At 78.1% G+C, this 18714-nt stretch carries 13 protein-coding genes; all 13 read right to left on the bottom strand.

Going from position 1 to position 18714, the window contains the following annotated elements; all coding sequences use genetic code 11:
* Positions 1 to 6: 6 nt before the first annotated feature.
* Complete coding sequence (locus BM064_RS15380; protein WP_092860802.1) at positions 7 to 1491, bottom strand: hypothetical protein; 1485 nt, start codon at positions 1489 to 1491, stop codon at positions 7 to 9.
* 241 nt (positions 1492 to 1732) lie between these two features.
* Positions 1733 to 6049, bottom strand: a complete 4317-nt coding sequence (locus BM064_RS15375; RefSeq protein ID WP_092860800.1) for a hypothetical protein — start codon at positions 6047 to 6049, stop codon at positions 1733 to 1735.
* Positions 6050 to 6077: 28 nt separating this feature from the next.
* Positions 6078 to 8402 carry a hypothetical protein gene (locus BM064_RS15370; RefSeq protein ID WP_092860798.1) on the bottom strand — a complete coding sequence of 775 codons (2325 nt, stop codon included), beginning with the start codon at positions 8400 to 8402 and terminating at the stop codon, positions 6078 to 6080.
* Between the two features lie 13 nt (positions 8403 to 8415).
* On the bottom strand, positions 8416 to 9258 hold the full coding sequence (locus BM064_RS15365; protein ID WP_092860796.1) for a hypothetical protein: 843 nt from the start codon (positions 9256 to 9258) through the stop codon (positions 8416 to 8418).
* Between the two features lie 15 nt (positions 9259 to 9273).
* Positions 9274 to 9513 carry a hypothetical protein gene (locus BM064_RS15360; RefSeq protein WP_092860794.1) on the bottom strand — a complete coding sequence of 80 codons (240 nt, stop codon included), beginning with the start codon at positions 9511 to 9513 and terminating at the stop codon, positions 9274 to 9276.
* A 3-nt stretch (positions 9514 to 9516) separates the two neighbouring features.
* On the bottom strand, positions 9517 to 9855 hold the full coding sequence (locus BM064_RS15355) for a hypothetical protein (RefSeq protein WP_092860792.1): 339 nt from the start codon (positions 9853 to 9855) through the stop codon (positions 9517 to 9519).
* 12 nt (positions 9856 to 9867) lie between these two features.
* Positions 9868 to 12528 (bottom strand): phage tail protein, encoded by a 2661-nt coding sequence (locus tag BM064_RS15350; RefSeq protein ID WP_092860790.1) that lies wholly within the window; start codon positions 12526 to 12528, stop codon positions 9868 to 9870.
* Positions 12528 to 14717: a putative baseplate assembly protein gene (locus BM064_RS15345; RefSeq protein WP_092860788.1), complete on the bottom strand. Its 2190-nt coding sequence runs from the start codon at positions 14715 to 14717 to the stop codon at positions 12528 to 12530. The genes BM064_RS15350 and BM064_RS15345 overlap by 1 nt, the downstream gene beginning before the upstream one ends.
* Positions 14717 to 15136: a GPW/gp25 family protein gene (locus BM064_RS15340; protein ID WP_092860786.1), complete on the bottom strand. Its 420-nt coding sequence runs from the start codon at positions 15134 to 15136 to the stop codon at positions 14717 to 14719. The genes BM064_RS15345 and BM064_RS15340 overlap by 1 nt, the downstream gene beginning before the upstream one ends.
* Entirely contained in the window at positions 15133 to 16788 is a 1656-nt protein-coding gene (locus tag BM064_RS15335; protein WP_092860784.1) for a hypothetical protein, read from the bottom strand. The genes BM064_RS15340 and BM064_RS15335 overlap by 4 nt, the downstream gene beginning before the upstream one ends.
* Positions 16785 to 17465, bottom strand: a complete 681-nt coding sequence (locus BM064_RS15330) for a phage baseplate assembly protein V (RefSeq protein WP_092860782.1) — start codon at positions 17463 to 17465, stop codon at positions 16785 to 16787. The genes BM064_RS15335 and BM064_RS15330 overlap by 4 nt, the downstream gene beginning before the upstream one ends.
* Positions 17462 to 18544, bottom strand: coding sequence for a phage late control D family protein (locus BM064_RS15325; RefSeq protein ID WP_092860780.1), 1083 nt, complete (start codon positions 18542 to 18544; stop codon positions 17462 to 17464). The genes BM064_RS15330 and BM064_RS15325 overlap by 4 nt, the downstream gene beginning before the upstream one ends.
* Before the next feature lie 3 nt (positions 18545 to 18547).
* Positions 18548 to 18712: a hypothetical protein gene (locus BM064_RS27505; protein ID WP_177236274.1), complete on the bottom strand. Its 165-nt coding sequence runs from the start codon at positions 18710 to 18712 to the stop codon at positions 18548 to 18550.
* Between the last annotated feature and the right edge of the window lie 2 nt (positions 18713 to 18714).

The following is an 18714-nucleotide window of genomic DNA, read 5'->3' as shown; positions in this document are numbered from 1 at the left end:
TGCAGGTCATGGGGCGGGCGCGTCGTCGAAGCGGTAGCGCAGGCTGCGCCCCAGCCAGGGGACCCAGCCCGGATCGGCGTCGAGCCCCCGGCGGCGCAGCGCGAGGTCGGCGGCGGCGGCGGGATAGCGCGCCTCGATCCGCCCCTCGGTCCAGGTCAGCCAGCCGCCCCGCCCGGCGAGGTCGTGCAGACGCCGCCCCGCCCGCCGCCGCAGCCAGCTGTCGAGCCCGCGCCGCCAGGCCCGCGCCCAGCCCGGGTCCGCCGCCGGCGCCCCCGCCCAGGGCGCGAGGCAGTCGAGCAGCGGATCCGCCGCGTCCCGCGCCTGGACCCGCGCGAGATGCCACAGGAACGCCGGCCCGAAGCCCGCGGCCGCGAGATCGCCCCGCCCCGCCAGCCAGTCCGCGAACCCCGCCTTGCGCAGCGGCGTCGCCGCCAGCAGCAGCCCGGCGGAGGGGCTGAAGACCTCCGCATCCGGCGGCGGCGCCGGCTCGGGCGCCGGCGACGGGGTCGCGTCGCTCTCCGTCGCCTCTCCGTCCGTCCGGCGCGCGGGGCGCCCCCGGTCCGGCGCCGCGGCAGGCGCGCCCGGCGGCGCAGGCGGCGCCGGATCGGCGCGCGCTCCGGCTCCGCCCACCGCCGGCGCCGCCCGCGGGCCGCGCTCCGGCCCCCTGGGCGCGGCGGGGAGGGTCAGCGCCCCGGCCAGCGTCTCCAGCCGCCGCGGCGCCGCGGCGAGCCCCGGCGCGGCCGCCAGCAGGGCCGCGCGGCGCAGCCAGGCCGGCGGCGCGGACGTTCCCGGCGGGCGGCGCAGAAGCCGCCGCAGCGGCCCGGCGACCGCCTCGGGAGCGGCGTCGAGAAGGCGGCGCGCCTCGGCCTGCGCCTCCACCGAAGCCGTCGGCGCCGCGGAGGGCGCCTGCGGCCCGGCCGCGCCGACGGCGGCCGGGGTCTCGGCCGCGCCGCCCCGGGCGGCGAGCAGCAGCGCGACGAGGGCCGGCGCGGCGCCCTGCCCGGCGGCCTCGCGGAGCAGGCGGGCGAGCTCCTGCTCGGCCTCCGCCGAGCGCGCGGCCTCGCCCAGCAGCGCGGCGGCGGCGGCCGGCGCCGGATCGGCGCCGCGCGCGGCGCCGGGCACGGCGAGGCGCCAGAACCAGGCGTCGGTCGGCGCGCCCCGGGCCCGGCGCAGCAGCAGCAACCGGCGGGCCTCGGCGAGGTCGCGGAACCACACCGCCCCGGCGGCGCCCGCATGGGGCGCGCCGCCATGCACGGCGGTCAACGCCGCGCGGCGCAGCGCCTCGTCGGCGCGGCGGGCGAGGGCCGCGCGGGCCGGATCCCCGCCCGCGCCCCGCGGCGCGGCGAGGCCCAGGTCCAGCCGGCGCAGCAGCAGCAGCCGCCCCCCCGGATCGGGCGCCGTGCGCAGCGCATCCGCCGCCAGCGCCGTGAGCCGCCCGGCCGAGCCCTGCGGCCCCCGCACCCGGCAGCGCGCCGCACGCGCCTCGGCCATCAGGCCCTCCCCCCGGAAAGCGGCCCCGGCCTCGATCCCGAGACCGCGCGTCCCCGCCCGCGACGCCCGGCCCCCCCGACCGTCCGCGACGATCGCCCGCGCCGGCCGTGCGCGCGTGGGCGACGCTCGCTCCCGTCTGGAGGACAGCGCAGGCGCGCGGGCCGGCCGGCCGCGCGCGGCGGGCGGCCGGGCCGGGCCTGCGTGCGCGGCGGGCGCGCCGGCGGCGGGACGCCGGCGGCGCTCACGACGGCCCCTCGCCCAGCAGCTCCAGCCGCATCCCCGCGGCGGCGACGGAGGGGGCGCCGCGGGCGACCCGGACCACCTCGGCCCGGGCGCCGTCGTCGCCCAGGTCCACGATCCGCGCCCGCATCACCTCCTGCCCGCCCGCGTCGCGCATCACCGCGGCCATGCCGGCGCGGGCGCGCGAGAGATCCACCGCCAGCACCCAGATCGCCCCGGGCTTCAGCGGCGCCGGCGCCGCCAGCCGCGCCGGGACCAGCGCCCCCGCCGGCGCCAGCGACGCGGTCAGCGCGCAGATCCGCACCAGATCGTCCATCGCCGCGCGGGCCTCCGCCTCGCCGGGCGCGAGCCGGGCGTAGAGCCAGTCGGCCACGTCCTGCAACGCCCGGCGCAGCTCCAGCGGCAGCGCCCCCCAGCCGGGCAGCGTCGAGAGATCGCGCATCGGCGCGGGATCGTCGAAGGCGCTCAGCGCCTGCGCCCAGCCCAGCCGCACCGCCGGCGAGGCCTGCGCGAAGCCCGCGTGCAGGCAGGCGGCCGCGTCGCCGATCCGCTCCACCTCCTCGGCCACCCGCCGGGCGAGACCCGCCCGCCGCACCGCCGCCTGCGCCAGATCGGCCAGCGCCGCGCGCGCCAGCAGGCTCGCCTGCGCGGCGGCGAGGTCGAGGCGCGCGGCGGCGGCGAGGTCGATCTCCGCCGCCTTCGTCCGCCGCGTCTCCGCCCCCGCGCGCCGCGCCTTCAGCGCCCCGCGCACGGCGCGTCCGCCCGGCGTCTCCTGCGCGGCGATCCAGCCCGAGGCCGCGGCCGCCATCGGCATCGCGGCGCGGGCCTGGACCATGACCAGCGCCTCGCGCGCGGCCTGCAGGCGGTCGAGCCGCGCGATCTCGGCCACGCCCGCCTTCCACCAGCCGGCCGGCGTCTCGGCCAGCAGGGCGAGGTAGTCGCGGATCTCCTCGGGGGCCGAGCCGTCGTCGGGCGGGCAGATCAGGTCCCGCGCCCGGCTCGCCGCGGCCGAGACGGCGGCCACGGGAACCTCCCGCACCAGCGGCGCCCGGCGGGGGCGGCGGAAGACGAAGCCCGCCACATGGCGCTCGATCACCGCGGCGCGGCGGGCGTTGACGGCGTCCACGCGCGCCTGCTCCTCGGCCAGCAGCGCCGCGGCCACGGCGGCGTCGTGGCGGGCCTCGGCCACCTCCACGTCGATGGCGGTCAGGCGGGCGTCGGCCCGGCCGATCAGCGCCCGCAGCGCCTTGCGCACCGCGGTCGCGTCCGCGAGCGCCTTGCGGTAGACGGCCACCCGCGCCTCGATCAGCCGCAGCAGCGAGACGGTGCTGTCGATCGAGGCCGCGCCCGAGGCGAAATACGACGCCTCGTGCCGCCCCGCCGCCGCGTCCCGGTCGCGGAAGGCGGTGGGGTTGGCGAGCACCGCGGCCACGCTCGCCTCGCCCTCGCCCGAGGCGGGGACCCAGCCCGGGGCCGCGAGGTCGCCCAGCGCCACGCCCTCGCGCTCCGCCCCGCCGCCGATCAGGGCGCCGACGACGCCCAGCGCCTCCATCTTGCCGGCGACGGCGTATTGCTGCGCCTCGACGGCGGGGGCGATCTCCAGCCGCTCGGCCACCGTCGCGGTGCGCTCCACCGCGCCCGGCAGCGGCGCCTGGTCGAGCACGTCGTCGGTCCCGAAGTCGACGCCCGCGAAGCTCGCCTGCAGCCCCGCGAGGCCGAGCGTCGGCTCGCGCAGGGCGAAGGTCCCCTCGGCCAGGGTGAAGTCGCGCTCGAAGAGCATCCCCTCGAAGGCGCCCGCCGAGATCGCGGAGAGGCTGGCGCCCGAGGACAGCGCCGCCCGCGCCGAGGCCAGCGCGTCGCCCGCGCCCGCGGTCCCGCCCGGCGCCGCCGTGCGGGCGGCGGCCGTGATCACCCCGTCGTCGGGGATCGGCTGGCGGCTCAGCGGATCGTCGGGATCGCGCAGCGGGCTCGCCACATAGGCGGCCTTGAGGAACTCCGACAGGTTCTCGGCGGTGGCGCGCGCACCCTCCTCGCGGGTGGCGAGATCGGCGAGCGCGGGCGAGGTCACCAGCTTCGCCGCCGCGTCCCCGCCCAGCATGAAGCGCCGCAGCCGGTAGATGTCGGCGCGCGCCCGCACGAAGCCGAAGTCGACCCGGTCGTTGGTGCGGTCGATGCGCCGCTTCATCAGGTCGAGGAAGGCGTCGAGCCCCTGCGCGCGCAGCACCGCGAACTCGTCGGCGAGATAGGGCTGCGGCCAGCGGGCGACCAGCGCCTCGACCGCCTGCACCGCGGGCTCCCCGGCCGCGTCGGGGGCGATGCCGAAGCCGTCCTCCTCGGGCGGCGTGCGCAGGGCGGTCCACTCCCAGACCTCGTCGCCGTCGATCCAGCTCTGCACCGCGCCCGCGGGGACCGCGTCGCGCAGCCAGACGCGCATCCGGCCCGCGGCGTCGATCACCCCCGCGGGCCCCCACTCCACCGCCGTCCCCGCCGACTGGGAGAAGCCAAGCCCCCCGAGCCGGAGCGAGGCCACGTCCGGCCCCGCCGCCGCCCAGAGGGCCGCCGCCGGCGCCTCCAGCCGCAGCCATTCGCCCGTGGCGGGCATCGCCCCCAGCCGGAAGGCGGGGTTCTGGCGCAGCCAGTTCAGCCCCTCGGGCGCGCCCCAGCCGAAGCCGAGCACGCCCTCGTGGTTGTCGGCGCGCATCTGCACGCCCAGCGCCGGGGCGGGGCCGCCCGCCGAGACGCGCACCCAGCAGAACAGGCGCTCGCCCGGGCCGAAGGGGAACGCGCGGCCCGCGTCGCGGAAGCTGTGGCCCTGCTCGCCCTCGGCCGCGGGCACGCGGCGGATGCGGTTCGCCGACAGCGGCGCCCCGTCCTGCACCATCTCGGCGGGGGGCGAGAGCGCCTCGTCCCAGCCCGGGATCTCGCCCGAGATCTCGGCGGCCAGCCGGTCGCGGCGGGCGCGCACCGTCTCGCGCCGCGCCAGCCACTCGGAGCGGTCGCGCTCGATCGCGCGGATCGCGGCGGCGAAGGCCGGGTCGACGGCCTCGATCTCGAAGAGCCTCGGCTCGTAGACCGCGGCCGGCACCGGGGCCAGCAGCTCCACCGTCTCGGGCCGGTCGAGGCGCAGGGGGGCGAGCGGCGCGGACTCCGCCACCGCCATCTCGATCTCCTCCGCCGGCGCCGGGCGCAGCGAGACGCGGGCGGTCGCGGGGAACAGGCTGCGTCGCCGGGTGGCGAGGTCGATCGCATCCCGCGGCAGCCCCCCCGCCGGGGGCAGCGTGCGGAAGGCGCTCGCGAAGGCCTCGGCGGTCAGCTCGGGCAGGTCGGCCAGATGCTCGGCGAACTGGGCGACGCGGGCCTGGTGGAGGGCGGGGCTCCCCTGCCCCTCCAGCGCCGCCGTGCGCGGCGCGGGCGTGCCCCCCATGCGGCGCACCGCGGCGCGGTCGACGAATTCCAGCGTCCAGTCCGGCGCGAAGCCGACCAGCGCCAGCGGCAGGCCCAGCCCCTCCCACGGGTGGGCGCCGCGGGGGCCGAGGCGCGCCTCCATGGCGAAGACCCGGTGGGCCAGCGCGTTGCGCTTCAGGGGCCCCTCCGGCACGGCGCCGTAGTCGGGCCCGCCGTCGCCCGCCAGCATCTCCGACGGCCAGAAGGCGAGCGCGAGGCGCGCGCCGTCGATCAGCTGCAGGTCGTCGTAGGGGTCGTTGCGCGGATCCGGCGGGCAGTCGTCCACGCCGCTCGCCAGGATCGCGACGGTGGCGGGCTCCAGCACCAGCACGGCGGCGCGGGGCAGCGCCTCGGCGGCCGGCGCGGCCAGCGCGTCGGCGAGCGACGGCCCGAGACGGCGCGGCAGCGGCGGGCGCAGGCCGGGAAAGGCGGGATCGTCCGGGCCGGGCGCGGGGAGCGGCGGCGGCGGCGCCCCGTCGGCGACGGCGTCCAGCAGGTCCGCCCAGGCCCAGACCGGCAGCGCCCCCAGCGCCGCCCGGCGGTCGGCGGGAACCCGCAGGTCCTCGCCCGAACGGGCGAGGCCCGCGCCCGCGGCCAGCCGCAGCCAGGCCTCGCCCGGCGGCGCGCCCAGCGCCTCGATCTCGGCGACCGCCTCCAGCCCGTCGATCACGCCGGGAAAGACCGAGCGCCCGCGCAGGCGCTGCACGCCCGCGTTGGCGGCCTGCTCGGCGGTCAGGGCGCGGTGGCCCAGCGCCCGGCCAGGAAAGGCGTTGATCCGCCGCCGCCAGACGTCGGCCACGGGGGCCAGCGGCGGGTCCGCGGCCAGCACATGCTCGTCGCGGAGCGGGGCGTCGATCGGAACCGTCACGCGCATCGGGGCGCCCTCCTGCTGTCCGGGCCGCTCACAGGGCCTGGTCGATCAGTTTCGCGAGCGCCTCGGCGTCGCGGGCCTTGGCATGGTCGAAGACCCCGGCGGCGGTCTTCTCGAGCACCTCGCCCGACAGCCGCAGCCCCAGCCGGTCGAGGTCGAGCGCATGGCCCGCCTCCCCGATCCAGGCGGCGTCGAGCGGGGCCAGCGGATCGTCCATCGCCGCCTCCAGCCGGGCGAGGCCCAGCCCGAGGTCCGCGAGGTCGAAGTCCGAGGCCACGTCCAGGACGTCCGCCTCGGTCAGCACCGCGGGCCCGTCGTCCGCCTCCGCCGCGACCAGGATGCGCGAGACGGCGATCCGCTCCGCCCCCGTGCGCAGCGTGAGGGCGGAGCGGCGCAGCTCCATCGGGTCGTGGCCCGCGGTCACCGCGGCCGGCGCCGTGGCGCCGCGCAGGTCTGCGACCGGCGCCGCCACGGCGACCCGCGCCGGCGACGCCCCCCCCGCGCCCCGCAGGGCCGAGAGCGCATCGATCCGGCTCGCCAGACTGCTTCCCGAGGCGGCCTCGCGCAGCGCGCCGGCCGCGCTCTCGCGCAGGGCGCCCGCCGCGCTCTCGCGCACCGAGGCCGTGTCGCCCGTGTCCCCCCGGGTGGGGGGCGTGGTCCCCTCCCGCTCGGGCGTCGCGGCTTCCAGCAGGCTCACCGCCTCCCCGGTCAGGGGCGCGCTGGCGAGCATCGCCGGGGCCGAGAGGAAGGCCGAGATCCGGTAGCGCGCGGCGGAGGTGGCGCGCTCGGCCACCGCCTCCAGCCGCTCGCGCAGGCCCAGCGCCTCGGCCCGGTCGCGCACCGCCGCGTCGGCGCGGGCGTCGTCGCCGGCGATGGGGACCGCCACGCCGGTCAGCGCCGCCTCGCGCGGGACCGCGCGGCGGCGCGCATACCACACCGTCGGGGCGCCGCCCTCGGGCGTCGGCAGGGCGGCCACCGCCTCCTCCCAGGCGGCGATCCAGGCGTTGAGCTCGGCGCGCTCGGCCGCGGTCAGCCCGTCGGGCGCGGTCGTGGGCGTCAGCCGGCGCGCCCGCCGCCCCAGCAGGGCCGTCAGCCCGTCGGCGGGCGTGCGCGTCCCCGCCGCCTCCGCCCCCGGCGCGGCCTTCACGCTCAGCCCCGCCAGCGCCGCCTCGAACCGCGCCAGCCGCGCGCGGGAGACCGGCGCGATCACGCTCACCCCCACCCCCTCCAGCGCCCCCTCGGCCACCAGGTCGAGGGGCGGCAGGGCGAGGCTCTCCTCGGCGATGGCGGCGAGCTCGTCCTCCGGCGCGAAGGCGAGCGTCACCTCCACCTCCGGCGGGAACCACAGCTGCCGGAACCCGTCGGCCAGCGGCAGGATCGCGGCGGCCGGCATCGGCCCCGACGGCGGCAGCGCCGCGAAGGACTGGGAGGCGGCGAAGGCCCCGCCCCGCCCCGCGTCCCCCCGCGCCGCCATCACCTCGGCGAGGTGGTCGCGATGCTGGATCAGGAACGCCTCCGCCAGCGCCCGCGGCCGGGCCCCGAGGCTGACCTGCAGGGGCGTGTCCGCCCCCGTCTCGCGGCGCACCATCGCCCGGTCGATCCAGCGCAGCGATCCCCGGTCCAGCGCCACCATGGCGATGGGCAGGATGTCCTGGGGCATCCCCGCAGGCTCGCCCAGGAAGATCTCGCGCGCCGCCAGCCGGCGCGCCTCGGCGAGCCCCGCGGTCTCGCCGATCTTCCACGGGACCAGCGTGATGGCGGTCGCCTCGATCACGTCCCCGTCCTCGACCTTGCGCCGCCCGCCGATCGAGGTCGGATAGGCCGCGATCTCGTTCGCCGTCCACTCCACCGGCCGCAGCCCCAGCACGAAGAGGCCCGAGCGGCGGCCCAGCGGCTGGCGCGGCTCGAGGTTCAGCCCCAGCACCGCGTTCAGCCGGCGCACCTCGCCCAGGTCCAGCAGCGCCACCTCGCGCCGCGTCCCGATCATCACCAGCTCGCCCGAAGGCGTGATCCCGTGCCCGGGCTCGATCACCAGCCCCGCCCCGCGGCTGTCGGAGGAGGCCGAGACCTCCAGCCCCTCCGTCACCCCGGTCCCCGAGGCGCGGGCGAGGTCCGCCTGGCGCTGGCGGACATAGTCCTGGTCGCGCGTCAGGTCGGCGCCGGTCAGGAACCGCCCGTCGAACCAGCGCGGCCGACGCCGCAGGCCGTCGAGCAGCAGCGCCCCCTCGCCCAGCGCGTCCTCCAGCGCCCCGCGCTCCATCAGGTCGGGGTCGTCGGGGCGGGCGAGGCGGGCGATCTCGCGCGCCTCGGCGGCCTCGATCAGGGTGCGGGCTCCGGCCTTCGTCAGGTCCGCCATGGCGCGTCCTCCTTCACGGCTCGATCAGGGCCGAGGTTGCGAGCCCCGCCCCCTGCCACCGCCCCGGCAGGGCGACGAAGGGGCGGAGCGAGTTGTCCACCTGCGTGCGCAGGGTCAGGTCCAGCTGCGGGCGGGCGCCGGGCTCCTCGCCCACCGTCACCGGGATCGCCACGCGGGCGAGCAGCGCGGCGGTCGGATCCTCGCCCGGCACGTGCTCGGCCAGCGGCTCGGGCACGCCGAGGGGCGTCCAGGCGGCGAGCACCGCCTGCAGCCGCTCCTCGGCCGTCGCCTCCGCCCCGGGCCAGAAGTTCTGCGGCGCCGGGATCGGGTCGGCCTCGGCCCGCGGGACCACCGTCAGGCGCGGCGTCTCGGCGAGGCGGGCGGGCGCGGTCGCGTCCCGCCCCTCGAACGGTCCGGTGGCGAAGCTGGGCGTCAGGCCGGTGGCGCAGGCGCGGGCCGAGATGAACACGTCCACCACCACGCAGGGATCCAGCGGGGCGCTGTGCAGGATCGAGCGCAGCGCCGCCGTCTCCTGCCCGTCGAACCAGCGGGTCAGGCGCAGGCACCAGGGCGCCGGCAGCTCCATCAGCCGCCCGGCGCGGTCGAGCGCGAGGCCCGGCTCCACCCGGATCTCCAGCTCGCCGTCGCCCTCCGCGGGCGCACGCACCCGCAGGCCCGCCAGCGTGCCGAACCCGTGCAGCGCGCGCAGCGCCGCGGCGAGGCGGCCGCGATGATAGGTCTGCTCGTCGCGGAAATCCGCGGCGTCGAGCAGGATGCCGGTCTCGTAGTTCACCCGCTCCGCCGCGGGGGCGGCCTCGAGCGGGTCGGCGGGGACCAGGGGATCGTCCAGGCTCATCGGGTCCTCCAGGCGTTACAGGCGGCGGGGGAAGCGGGTCGAGAAATCGCCCAGGCGCAGCAGGCGCAGGCGCTCGTTGAGCAGCGGCTCGGGGTCGTCGGCGACCTGCACCACCAGCTCGGCGGGCCTGCTCTCGTTCCCGGCCCCGTCGACCACCGTCAGGCGGAAGCGCCAGCGGCCGACCTTCAGGCGGTTCTCCACCAGCAGGTCGGGCGACTTCTGCGCCAGGGTCTTGCCGGGAACGAGCTCGGCCATGGCTCAGCCCTCGACCAGGGTGAAGCGGTATTCCACCACCCCCGAGCCGCCCGCCGGCAGGTCGGTCGAGCGCGCGCCCGAGAGGATGAAGTTCGACCCGAAGCCCACCACCGGCTCGATCCGCACCCCATCCGCGTTGCGGATGTCGAGCACGGCCGTCGGGGCCTGGTCGTCCTGCACGATCACCTCGAGGAAGGCGGGGGCGGAGGCGTTGCCCGCCTCGTCCACCACCACCAGCCGGAAGCGGTGGCGCCCGATGGGCAGCGCGCCGTCGCCGGAGGACTCGACGAGGACGTCCGTCTCCTTCTGGACGACGGGCTCGTTGGGCTTGAACACGGGCATGGGAGGTCTCCTTCAGTCCCAGAGGAAGATGCTGCGGGCGAGGCCGCGCCCGCCGAAGGCGGCGGAGCGGGCGGACGAGAGCCGGAACTCCCGCCCCAGCCCCACGAAGGCGGGGCCGTCGAGCACGGCGACGGGCGGGCGCGGCGCCGGCCCCTCGGCGCGGGCGTCGAGCCGCCCTGCGCCGGCGATCACGTCCCCGTCCGCGAGGCGCGTGCGATGGTCGAGCCGGGCCGGTTTCACGGCCTCGGGCGGGCTCAGATAGGTGTCGACCCCCACCAGCGAGGCGACGGCGACGCGCAGGGGTCGGTCGGCGCGCAGCACCTCGACCTCGACATGGGCGGGCGCCTCGGCGCGGGCGACCTCGGCCAGCCGCTCGAGGTCGCGGGTCGGCGCGCTCTCGCGCACCAGCACCAGCGCGCGGTGGGCGAGCCCGTCGAGGAACGCCTCCACCTGCCGCCGGCCCCGCGGGGTCGAAGAGGTCAGCGCGTTCAGCAGCCGCTTCGCCCGCCGGGTCCCCAGGATCAGCGTGTCGCCGACGATGGAGTTGCCCGACGGCTCGCCCCCCAGCGTCAGCGGGTCGTCGCGGTCGCTCAGGTCGGCCCCCAGGATCGTCGCGAAGCTGCGGCGCAGGCGGAAGCCCTCGACCATCACGATCTCGCCCCCCGTCACCCCGCCCCCGAAGAGGAACGCCGCCTCCCCCCCGTTGCGCGGGTCGGCGAGGCCGAGCGTCAGCACCCGGTGCGCCACGTCCCCGTCGCGGGCCAGCGCCAGGGCGCCGGGGGCCGGGGTTTCTCCAAGCGGATCGACGGGCGCGCCGGCGACGGCGACGCCCCCGGTCGCCAGCTCCAGCGCCGCCAGCACCCCGCCGGCGGTCCCGTGCAGCCGCGCGGTCCAGGGGGCGGCCTTCAGGCGCTCGCGCATCCGGGCGGGGGCCTCGCCGGGGATTTCCGCGATGCCCACCCAGGAGGCGAGCCAGGGCAGCGCCTCGTCCGGGGTGGAGGCGGGATCGGTCAGCAGCCAGGCGGCGGCGATGCGGTCCTCGATCTCGGTGAAGCGGGATTCGAAGAGCGCCAGCAGCCGCTCCATGAAATCGGGCGGCGTCGCGGGCCCGGGCGCCGCGGCCTCGGCGCCCGAGAGCGTCTCGTGGAACATCGCCGGCAGGTAGCGGTCGCGGTAGGAGAACCGCCCGCCGAGCATCCGCAGCGAGGCGATCCGCGGCGTCGAGCGCCCGTCGCCGATCAGCTCCAGATGCAGATGCAGGAACCGCCCCGCCAGCCGCCGCACCGCCCGGCCGGGGCGTTGCAGCAGCAGGGAATGGGGAAGGCCGTCCTCCAGCACGCCCTGATGAAACTCCGGCTCCGAGGCGCGCGAGGTCGCCGCCGCCCGCGCGGCGTCCACCGCGACCTCCGCCGCTCCGGCCCGGCCGAGCAGGTGGGGCGCCCAGTCGGGCGCCTCCGGCTCTCCGGGCGCGGGGGGCGGGGTGGGGTCCTCGGAGGCGTGCGCCCAGAGGATCGCGCCGGCGCCGTCCGGAACCTCCGCCTCGAAGGCCGCACGGTGCCAGACGAACCCGTCCGAGCCCCCGTCCATCACCGAGGCGCGCGTGGCGCCCCGCCTGGCGAATGTCGCGAAGGAGAGCGGACGCAGGGCGCGCAGCGAGGCGGGCTCCTCGGCGCCGGCCTCGGCGGCGAGATACCGGGGCGTCGCGTCCAACGCATTGCAGAAGGCCGGCAGGAACGGCGACAGCACCCGGTGCACCGCCCCCAGCGGGCGGGCGAGCCCGTCGCCCGACAGGGCCGCGTCCACCTCGTAGACCAGCGCCTGCGGCCCCACGGCCTCGCCCTGCGAGACCATCACCGCCACCGAGGCCTCCCCCACCCAGGCCATCGAGAACGGCCGGCGCACCCCCTCCATCGCGAAGCGCAGCACCAGGCGGCCCTCCGAGAGTTCCCACAGTTCTGCCGGCCGTCCCTCGTCGCGCCAGGCGACCACGGCGAGGCGGCCGGCGGGGGAGCCTGCGATCAGCGCGGCCTCGCGGCCCGCAGGCAGGCGGGCCTCGGGCAGCGGGACCAGGCGCGGCGGGTCGGGATTGGGCTCGACCGGCTGGAAGATCTCCTCCGAGGGGCCGGGGCGGGCGCCCGTCACCCGCAGCGGCCGGCCCAGCAGGCGGGCGACCTGCCCGCGGGCGCGGTCCAGCGCCCAGGCCCCGCCGTCCGGCGCCGGCGACAGGCGGCGCACGTCGAAGGCGGGGTGGGCGACGCGGGCCGGCCGCCACCGCTCGCGCCGGTCCACCAGCGTCACGGCGCCGTTGCGCGCCACGTAGAGGACGTCGTCGGTCCCGAAGGCGAGGTCGTGCGGGCGCAGCACGCCGGGCGGGATCTCCTCCGGCACGACCAGCGGCGCCGAGCCGGGGCGGAACCCGCCCGAGCGCAGCATCTCCCCGTCCCACCACGCCCAGGACCCCGCCGGATCGCAGACCGGCGAGGGCCCCGCGGCGGCGCTGCGCGCCCAGGCGAGGTCCTCGGAGAGCACGGGCGCCGCCTGCCGGCGCGCCAGCCTCAGCCCCGCGCAGTCCGCCTCCCAGGCGACGTCGCGCGGCGCGAGCTCGCCCTCCCGCGCCATCCCTAGGGCGGCGCGGTCCATCAGGGGCCAGGTGCGCAGGCCGTTGACGTCCATCAGCAGAGCTCCGGCACGACGGGCACGGCGATCGAGTCATCCCCCGCCGACGAGGCCGGCGGCAGGGTCGACGAGGCCGCGTCGCCCTCGGCCACCGCCAGCATGGCGAGTTCCGGCAGCTGCCAGCGCTCCAGCCGCAGGCGGGCGCGGCCGGTGGCGTCCTCGGGCACGGGGCGCCAGGCGCCGCCGGCGGCGGGGTCGCGGACGAAGAGGCGGGCGGGAGCCACGGCGCGCACGCCCGGCACCCGGCCGACGGCGACCTCGATCTCGCGGTCGTCGAGCGCCCGGCCCAAAGGCCAGCCGCGGCCGTCCGGCCCTCCGGGCGCCAGCGCCCACAGATGCGCGCGGATGGCGGTGGAGACGGCGTCGAGCACCGCCTCGCGGTTTTCGGAGTCGCTCAGTTCCACGGCGGCCGAGACGCCCACGGGCACGTAGTCGGTCCCCACCACGAAGAGCTGGGTGGCCAGCGGCCGGCGGGCGTCGAGCCAGTCGTGCACCGCCTCCAGCGTCGGCCGGTCGGCGCGGGGCGCAGGGCCCAGCAGGCCGGCCCGGCGCGGGATCGCCATCACCGACACGGCGCCGGGGGCGGAGACGAAACGCTCGTTGGGATCGAAGCGCTCCAGCACCTCCACCCGCCCGATGCCCGCGCCGGGGGTGGCCAGCGCCAGCTCGCGATAATCGTCGGCCGTCACCGCGCGGTCGGAATGGCGCAGGACCGCCGGAAGCCGGCGCTCGGCCTCGGCCAGGCTCTCGGCGTCGGCGCCGCCCAGGGTGGGCAGCGGCTGGGTGACCTTCAGACGGGGCGCGCCGCCGGGCCGGGTCACGGCCGTGATCGCCCCCGCCGGCAGGTTCCCCGCCGCCCCGCCGCCGGAGCGCATGTAGGCCGCCTGAACCTGACGCCCGGCCGCGGGCGCCATGCCGCGCACCCCGCCGCCGAAGCGGATCGTCCCGGCCTCGGCGTCCAGCGCATAGACCCGGGCGCCGGCGGGGGCCGAGCCCACGTCGGCGACCTGGCGCCAGGGGCGCATCCCCTCCTCCTCCTCGACCTCGATGCGCAGGGTGGAGGGTTCGACGGAGGTGGCGCCCAGCGACAGCTCCAGGTCCGAGGCGCCGGTCCCCTGCCCCAGGGTGCGGCGGCCGTGGGCGCGAAGCTGCTCGATCTCGACCGCGTTGATCCCCGCCCAGGCCAGCGGCAGCGAGGTCAGGCGCAGGGCCGGATCGGGGGTCATCTTCAACCAGCACACGAGACGCGCGGCCGCGTCCTCGTCGTCGAGCCGCGGCGGCCGGCCGCCCACGCCGGCCTGGTGATCGGCCAGCACGTCGTTGGTCGGCGCGCCGATATCGTCCGCGCCCGGCAGCAGCAGCCGGATCACGCCCGTCCTGCGCAGCTCCGAGGCGCCGTCCGACAGCACCTCCAGCGGCAGGCGGCCGCCGTCGGGCGTGGTGACCTCCCAGCGGTGGGGGATGCGGCGCCCGGGGCCGACCTCCTCCAGCGGGCCGGGAGGCGTGGGGACGGGCGCGACGCCCACCGAGATCGCCCGGCGGCGGCCGTCGGCGCCGCCGCCCAGTTCCAGCCGCACGGCGTCGAGATGCGCCGGCGCGGGCGACGCCGCCAGCAGCGCGATCCACAGCGCGCCGTCGGTGGTCTCGGCGGCGATGTCGCGGGCGCCCGCCCCCTCCTGGAACACCGGCGTGGAGACGTAGCCGGAGGGGCGCGTCGCCAGGCCGTAAAGCTCCTGCAGATCGGGCAGCAGCTCGTCCAGCGCCGCCTGCTCGTCGGGGTCGGGACGGCGCTTGAGCACGCACATACCCTCGACGGCGTGGACCAGCGTCTCGGTGCGGGCGGCGAAGGGGACCGGCTTCTCCGCGATCGGGCCGGAGGGGACCAGCGCCGGGGCGACCGCCGCGCGGTCCTCCAGCGACAGGGCCAGCAGGCCGGAGGCGGGGGCGGCGGGGCGCAGGCCGGCGCCGATCAGGCGCAGGAAGGCCAGCCGCTGACGCTCGGGGATCAGGTTGGCGCGGTAGAGGATCGTGTCCGCGAGCCACGCGAACAGGTCGATCATCACCCGGCCCGGATCGCCCTCGCGGGCATGGGTCCACTCGGGCGTATGGGCCGGGATCCGGCGCAGCAGGTCGGCGACGAGATCGTCGAAGCCGCGGTCGTCGAGGGCGGGGGGACGGATCGGCATCAGGCTCCTCCGACGGGCGCGCGCGCGGTCAGGGTCACGGGCGTTCCCGTGGGCCGCAGGCGATAGGACAGGGTGATCAGCAATTCGCGCGCGTCCTGGCCGGGATCGACCGCGACGGCGTCGAGCAGGATGCGCGGCTCATGCCGGCGCAGGGCCTCCACGATCGCGGCCTGCGCCCGGGCGCGGGTCTCGAGCGTGTTGGGCTGGTGGACCAGCGCCTCCAGCCCCGCCCCGAAGGCGGGCCGCATCAGCCGCTCCCCGGGCGTGACGCGCAGGATCATCTCGATCGACTGGCGCACCGAGGCGTCGAGCGAGGGCCAGCCCAGCCCGCCGTCCGCATCGGGAACCGGCAGCAGCGGCCAGCCGATCGAGGGACGCGGACCCACGGGCCGCGACAGGGTGGGACGCGGGCCGCTCATCCTCCGCTCCTCGGCTTGGGGAAGGGCAGGCAGATGCGGATCCACAGCAGCCACTGGAAGATGATGTTGAAGAGGCTGAGGAAGATGTTGAGCACGATGAAGGCGCAGATCGTGATGATCGGGATCGAGAAGCAGCACAGCCACCCGATCTCCATGCCGCCGCCGCCGGACTTCTCCCCGTCCTTGAGCTTCTTCATGTCCGCCTGCAGCAGGTTCGCCAGCGCCGGCGGCATGGCGAAGGCCACGCCCGGCTTCACCTGCCGGGCCTGCGCGACGTCGGGCAGCGAGATCCGGGTCGGCGGCGCGTCCGAGTCCCACCATGGCCGGATCCGGAACGGCTCCGACTCGGCGCTCCACACCAGCTTCGGCGGGCAATCCTCGTGCCCCGTCACCCGGCAGAAGGCGCGCACGCGGTAGCGGGCGGCGTCGTCGTCGAACTTGGGCTGCTCGGGCGCCACCTCGGCGAAGCGCTCGCTCAGGCAGGCCCGGGCGAGGGAGAGCAGCGCGTCCTCCTCCGCCTGCGTGATCTCGGGCCAGCGCCAGGGCATCGTCAGGCCGGAGGGGTTGGGCGCCTCGCCCACCAGGATCTCCACCGCCTGCGCGCAGTATTCTGCGGCGCCCATCGTCTCCGTCGCCTCGCCGTCGTCGTCCAGGCGCATCGGCAGGCGCAGCCGGTCGAGGCGCGCGCGCAGCCGCCCCGCGGCCTCGCCCTCGCCGAAGGCCCCCAGCTCGGTCGAGAGCTGCCGCAGAAGCTGCGCGAAGCGGAACAGCGTGCGGTCGTCCCCCTCCGCGTCCGAGAGGTCGAGCGGCCGCCACGCCGGGTCCAGCGCCTGGCCGCGCCGGGGCAGCCGGCGCGCGGCGCGCTTCTTGAGGAAGGGCGAGAAATGGTCGGTCAGCCGCCGGTTCTCGGCGGTCGACAGGTTCTCCAGCGGCGGCGGCGCGGCGGTGGTCTCGGCCGAGGTCACCGGCACGAGGCCATAGAGGATCGTGCGCCGCCGCGCGGCGCAGATCTCGGGCGGCGCGACGAACAGGGGCGCGATCTCCTCCGTCAGCCGCGGCGCCGTCCCGCGGCGCTCGGCCAGCGCCCGCTCCAGCGCGCGCGTGGCCCGCGGCGCGCCGTCGGGGACGAGGGCCGCGGCCGCCGCGGGATCGGGGTCGAGCGCCTCGGTCCCCGCCAGCGGCAGCCAGCCCCGGCCCTGCCCGCGCTCGCGCATCCAGCCGCGCGGTCCGTTGCGCGTCTCGCGCCGCAGCACCAGGCCCATCCCCGCCAGCTTGTCGGGATCGACCCGCGGAAAGCCCGGCTCGCGGCACACGGCCTCCAGCAGCACCAGGTGGAAGCGGCGGTGGAGGGGCTGCGACAGCTCCATCACCCCGTCCGCGCGCCCGCGGCGGGTGGAGCGGCGGGCGGCGAGCCGGTCGCGCCAGTCCTCGGCCCCCAGGTCGGCCAGCAGCGCCGGCAGGAAATCCGCCTCCGCCACGTCCACGATCAGGGTCTGGTCCGCCCCGCCCAGCGGGCGCAGGACCACCGAATGGGGCGGCGCGGGGGGCCGCTCGGCCGCGCGGGCGCGCCGCGCGGCGCGGCCCGAGGCGCGGGCGACCCGGCGGGCCTCGCGCGCCTCGCGGCGCGCGGCGGGGGCCTCGGCCCGGCTCACCAGATGTTCCCCGCGCCGGGCGAGTAGCTCGCCGACATCACCGCGGTCGAGGTGAGCGTCTGGCAGTTCACCACGCCCGAGAAATTCACATAGGGGCAGTCCACCGTCATCATCGAGGCCGAGATCGCGACGCTCGAGGCGTCGACCGTCACCCGCGCCCCGGTCTGGACGCTGACGCCGGAGGGCGAGAGCTTCACCGTCGCCCCGCCCGCCTTGATCGTCGCGCGCCCGCCGCCCTGGTCGGAGAGGGTGATCTTCGCGCCGCCGGGCGTCTCGATCTCCACCCGCTCCGATCCGCCCTGGTCCTCCAGGATCGCGAGCCGGGTGCCGGCCTTGCCGGTGAAGGACCAGCGGTCGACGGCGCCGGCCACCTCGTCGGGCGGCAGGTCGCGGCCGTTCCAAAGGCTCCCCGCCACGATGGGCGCGCGCAGGTCGCCGCCGACGAAGACCACCAGCACCTCGTCGCCCACGTCGGGGATCAGGAAGGCGCCGCGGTCGCCGCCGGCGAAGGGCACGGCCACGCGCGCCCAGCTCTCGGCCTCGCCGTCGGGGTCGGCGCCGTGCAGGCGCACGCGCACCCGGGCCAGCCCCTCGGGGTCGTCGACCGAGGTCACCTGCCCCAGCCGCGGCTGGGCGGCGCGGGCGGCGGCGAGCGAGATCGTCTGCTGGAAGCTCATGCGCCCGCCCCCAGGTATGCGCATTCGGCGATGAACTCGGTCACGTATCCGTCCTCCCGGTCGAAGCGGTGGATGGCCGAGGTCACGCAATAGGCGTTCTCGAACATCGGGTTGACGCCCACGAGCGCGACGCGCGAGCCGACCCGGATCCCCGGGTCCCCCATCGCCAGGCCGTCGGCGGTGACGAAGCCGCGCGCCGAGGCGCCCTGCGCGGCGCGGGCGAGCGCGTCGGCCTCGGCCTGGCTGAGCGCGCCGAGGTCGCCCAGGTGGGCCTGCCAGCCCTCGAACTCGGCGGCGAGGATGTCGGCGGCCCCGCGCCCCTCCCCCGGCCCGAGCTCGGGGTCGGCCGAGGTCGCGCTCACCGCCTCCCCGGTCAGGGGGTCGAAGCCCGCGGCGGTGGTCTCGGCGGCCTGGCGCGCAAGGTCGGCGGTGATGCGCACGCGCAGCAGGTCGCGGGGATAGGCCAGCTCCCGCTCCGTGCGCCGGTCCCGCGCCCGGGGCCCGGCCTGCAGAGTCTGCGCCACCGCCTGCGCGTCCGCGTCGACCGAGGCGAGCACCCGGCGCAGGAAGGCGAGGTCCGTCTCGTCCACCTGCGCCCAGGCGGCGAGCGGCGCGTCCAGCCCGTCGCGGATCTCCGGCGTCAGGCCGTGGTCCTGGGCGACGGCGCGCACGATGTCGGCGGGGCTCGCGTCCTCGAACAGGCGCCGGCGGCGGATGCGGCGGGCGGGGAACAGGGCGTCCTCGGCGAGGATCGTGATCCGCGGCGGCCCCTGGCGCGGGCTCTCGGCCTCCAGCGCGGTGATCCGGCCGGCGAAGATCTGCTGGGGGGAGCGGACGTCGCCGCAATAGATCTCGATCGGCGCGCCCAGCTTCAGCGGATTGTCGGAACCGGCCGCTGCATACCCCGCCCGCCCGTCGGGGGCCGAGGACCAGTCGACCAGCGTCAGCTCCAGGCTGGCGAGCCCGCCCACCTGCTCGCGCGCCGTCATCGCCAGGATGGCGCGGTCGAGCACCGGCATCTCCAGCCCGCGGATGCGGACGGTGGGGCGCAGGTTCGAGAGGGCCTCGTCGCGGGGCATGGCTCAGTCCGCCTCCAGCCGGGCGCGGCGGTGATCCTCGCGCCGCAGCATCTCGCGGAACTCATGGCGCGAGAGCGGGCGCTGCGGGCCGGGCGCGCGGGGGGCCGCCTCGCCCTCGCCCCTCGGCCGGGCCGCCTCCACCTGCACTTCGTCGATCACCACGGGCATCG

Origin of the sequence: Albimonas pacifica, from assembly GCF_900113695.1 — a bacterium.
GTDB lineage: Bacteria > Pseudomonadota > Alphaproteobacteria > Rhodobacterales > Rhodobacteraceae > Albimonas > Albimonas pacifica.
Note: the sequence above shows the minus strand (reverse complement) of the source record. Positions and strands in the feature narration are given on the sequence as shown.